Below are 3,486 nucleotides of genomic sequence, written 5' to 3'. Positions count from 1 at the left end.
GTGCCGCGGCCGGGGCCCAGCTCCACCCACGCGGCGTCCGGCCGCCCGGCGCGGTCCCACCCGTCGGCGCACCACAGCCCGACCAGCTCGCCGAACATCTGGCTGATCTCGGGCGCGGTGACGAAGTCGCCTGCGGCGCCGAGCGGATCGCGCGTGGCGTAATAATGCGCGTTGGCGGCGGCCATGAACTGGCTGAGCGGGATCGGCCCGGCGAGCGCGATCGCGCGGGCGAGGCGATCGGCAAGCGCGCCTCCCTCTCCCCCTCCCGCTTGCGGGAGGGGGAGATCGTCAGGCGACATCCACCGCCCCCGCGATCGGCACCACGCGCGCGCGGCGGCCGGCGGCGGTGGCGATCAGCCAGGCGCCGCCGGCGATCATCGGCAGGCACAGGAGCTGGCCCATGTGCGTGCCGGCGTGGCCGAGCAGCCCGGTCTGATATTGCCGGTCGGGCTCGCGGAAGAACTCGATCGCATAGCGCGCCAGGCCGTAGCCGACCAGGAACAGGCCGACGAGCTTGCCCGGATCGTAGCGCGCGCCCGTCCGCCAGAACGCCGACCACAGCACCGCGAACAGCACGATCCCCTCCAGTCCCGCCTCGTAGAGCTGACTGGGGTGGCGCGCCGGATCGACCAGCGGGAACTCGACCGTGTTGGGAAACACGATCGCCCAGGGCACGTCCGTCGGCCGGCCCCACAGCTCGCCGTTGACGAAATTGGCGAGCCGGCCGAACCCCAGCCCGAACGGCACGCAGCAGGCGACGAAATCGTGGACGCGCAGCCAGTTCAGCCCGTGCTTGCGCGCGAACAGGATCAGCCCGAGCGAGGTGCCGATCACCCCGCCGTGAAAGCTCATGCCGCCGTCCCACAGCTTGAAGAAGTCGAGCGAGAGGAACAGGCGCGGCACATAGAACAAGGCATAGCCGACCCGCCCGCCGACGATGATCCCCAGCGTCGCGTAGAAGACCAGGTCGTCGGCGTGCGCGCGGCTCATCGGCGCGCCCGGCCGCCGGATCAGCCGCAGCAGATACCACCAGCCGACCACGATCCCCGTGATATAAGCGATCGAATACCAGCGCAGCGTGAAGTGGAACATCTTCAGGTCGAGCGAGAAGATGTTCGGGTGCAGCCCGAGCTGGTCGAAGCGGATATGGCCGGCGGGATCGCCGACGGCGGTCGCGGCGGCGAGAGCGGGCAGGATCAAGGCTTTTCCCCAGGCATCGCGGCTTGCATAAGGGCCGCAACGACAAACGGGCAAGCGGAGAGAATGATGCCGAGCGAACTGGACCGGCGGATGGCCGCGACCATGGCCGCGATCACCGCGCCGGCGGGGATGCTGCCGCTGGGCACCGCGCCCTCGCGCTTCGGCATCGACCTGCCCGTCATCACCGCCGCGCCGCCGAGCCTGGCCCATTACATCGCGCATTACTGCGCCGAGCATGCCGACGCGACCTTTCTGGTCGCCGGCGAGGAGCGGCTGACCTTCGCGCAGGTCCATGCCCACGCCCGGCGCGTCGCGCACGGGCTGGCGGCGCGGGGGATCGGCCGGGGCGACCGGGTCGGGATCGCGATGCGCAACTCGCCCGCGTGGATCGCCACGTACATGGGCGTCCTGATCGCGGGCGGCGTGGCGACGCTGTTGAACGGCTGGTGGCAGGCGGACGAGATGACGGCGGCGCTGCGCGAGGTGCGGTGCGCGTTGATCGTCGCCGATGGCCCGCGCGTCGCGCGGCTGGGTGTGGTGGACGGGCCGCCGTTGATCGAGCTGGACGACACGCTGCCGCTCGACCGGGCGATCGCGCCGCTGGCGGGCCCGGCGGCGGACGGCGCCGGCGCGCTCCCCGGAACCATGCCCGGAACCCTGCCCGAATTGGGGCCGGACGACTGGGCGACGATCCTGTTCACCTCCGGCTCGACCGGGCAAAGCAAGGGCGCGATCTCCACCCATGGCGCGGTGCTGCAGGCGGTGCTCAACTATCTGGCGCAGGCGCTGGTGATGGTGGGGCTGGCGACGGCGGACGGCCAGCCGCCCACCGGCCAGCCCTCGACGCTGCTGACGGTGCCGCTGTTCCACGTCACCGCCGAAGTGCCCGTGTTCCTGCAGAGCTTCGCGATGGGCCGCAAGCTGGTGCTGATGCCCAAATGGGAGGCGGAGGCCGCGATGCGGCTGATCGAGGCGGAGCGGATCAGCTATTTCGTCGGCGTGCCGCTGATGAGCTTCGAGATCCTCACCCACCCGCGCCGGGGCGACTATGACCTGTCCAGCGTCAGCGACTTCGCCGCCGGCGGGGCGCCCCGGCCGGCGGAGCACGTCAAGCGGCTGCACGACGAGATGGGCGGGCCGGCGCCGCTGATCGGCTATGGGCTGACCGAGACCAACGCCGTCGGCACGGGCAATTGGCGGACCAATTATCTCGCCAAGCCGACCTCCGCCGGGCCACCGTCGGCGCCGCTCGCCGACCTCGCGATCATCGCCGACGGCCGCGCGCTGCCGCTCGGCGCGCGCGGCGAGGTGGGCATCCGCTCGGCGGCGAACTTCGCCGGCTATTGGGACCGGCCGGAAGCGACGGCGGCGGCGTTCACGGCGGACGGTTATTTCCTGACGGGCGACATCGGCTATCTGGACGAGGACGGCTATCTCTTCATCGTCGACCGCAAGAAGGACATCATCATCCGCGGCGGCGAGAACATCAGCTGCCAGGAGGTGGAGGCCGCGCTGTACGAACATCCCGGCGTGCGCGAGGCGGCGGTGTTCGCGCTGCCCGACGAGCGGCTGGGCGAGGTGCCCGGCGCGGTGGTGCTGGCGGACGGCACGGACGAGGCGGGGCTGCGCGCATTTCTTCAGCAGCACCTCGCCGCGTTCAAGGTGCCCCAGCGCATCTGGCTGGCCGCCGCGCCGCTGCCCCGGCTGGGGACGGAGAAGATCGACAAGCTGGCCCTGCGCGAGGACTATCGGTCGGTGTGGGCGGGGGAGATAGCCTCGCGGGTCACACCGTCTTCCTGAACTTGTTTCAGGATCCATGCGCCGCCTCGGCATCCGTCCTTCAGCTCGCGGAGCGCGCGGATGCTGAAACAAGTTCAGCATGACGGCAACGGGGGCTGGCGTTAGGGCCATGCCATGTCGCTCGACCGCCGCGCCCTGCTCGTGTCCGGCGGCGTCGGGGTGGGGCTGGTGCTCGCCTGGGAATGGTGGCCGCGCCGGTACGCGGCGACGCTGGTGGCGGGGCCGGGCGAGCATCTGTTCGGCGCGTGGCTGAAGATCGGCGAGGACGGGCACGTCACCGTCGCCGTGCCGCAGGTGGAGCACGGCCAGGGGGTGTTCACCGCGCTGGCGCAGGCGGTGGCGGACCAGCTGGGCGCGGACTGGCGCACGGTGGGGGTAGAGGCGGCGCCGCTCAGCCCGGCCCATGCCAATCCGATCGGCTGGGCCGAGCTGACCGGCGGCGATGGCGAGGCGCCGATGCTGACGGGCGGATCGTCGTCGGTGCGC

Annotated in this window: 3 protein-coding genes and 1 pseudogene; 2 read left to right on the top strand and 2 right to left on the bottom strand. The window is 71.5% G+C overall.

Translation table 11 applies throughout. The annotated features are described in order from the left end of the window. Positions 1-299: pseudogene (locus HUU95_RS11355) on the bottom strand (class I SAM-dependent methyltransferase); the annotation flags it as partial. Then, positions 289-1,200, bottom strand: a complete 912-nt coding sequence (gene lgt, locus HUU95_RS11350) for a prolipoprotein diacylglyceryl transferase (RefSeq protein WP_174280213.1) — start codon at positions 1,198-1,200, stop codon at positions 289-291. The gene lgt and the pseudogene HUU95_RS11355, both read right to left, overlap by 11 nt. 66 nt (positions 1,201-1,266) lie before the next feature. On the opposite strand from lgt, the gene HUU95_RS11345 reads away from it, so the two are divergent. Both HUU95_RS11345 and HUU95_RS11340 read left to right on the top strand, forming a co-directional pair. Beyond that, positions 1,267-3,000, top strand: a complete 1,734-nt coding sequence (locus tag HUU95_RS11345; protein WP_174280212.1) for a class I adenylate-forming enzyme family protein — start codon at positions 1,267-1,269, stop codon at positions 2,998-3,000. 114 nt (positions 3,001-3,114) lie between these two features. Next, on the top strand, positions 3,115-3,486 hold a 372-nt coding region (locus HUU95_RS11340), incomplete at its 3' end, for a molybdopterin cofactor-binding domain-containing protein (RefSeq protein WP_174280211.1).

The sequence above is a fragment of the Sphingomonas bacterium genome, from assembly GCF_903643065.1.
Taxonomy (GTDB): Bacteria; Pseudomonadota; Alphaproteobacteria; order Sphingomonadales; family Sphingomonadaceae; genus Sphingomonas.
This window is presented reverse-complemented; position numbering and strand designations above follow the sequence as displayed.

What these genes read in the sequence shown, in the direction of transcription:
- HUU95_RS11345 (WP_174280212.1), top strand. Translation starts at nt 1,267, where the DNA reads ATGCCGAGCGAACTGGACCGGCGGATGGCCGCGACCATGGCCGCGATC.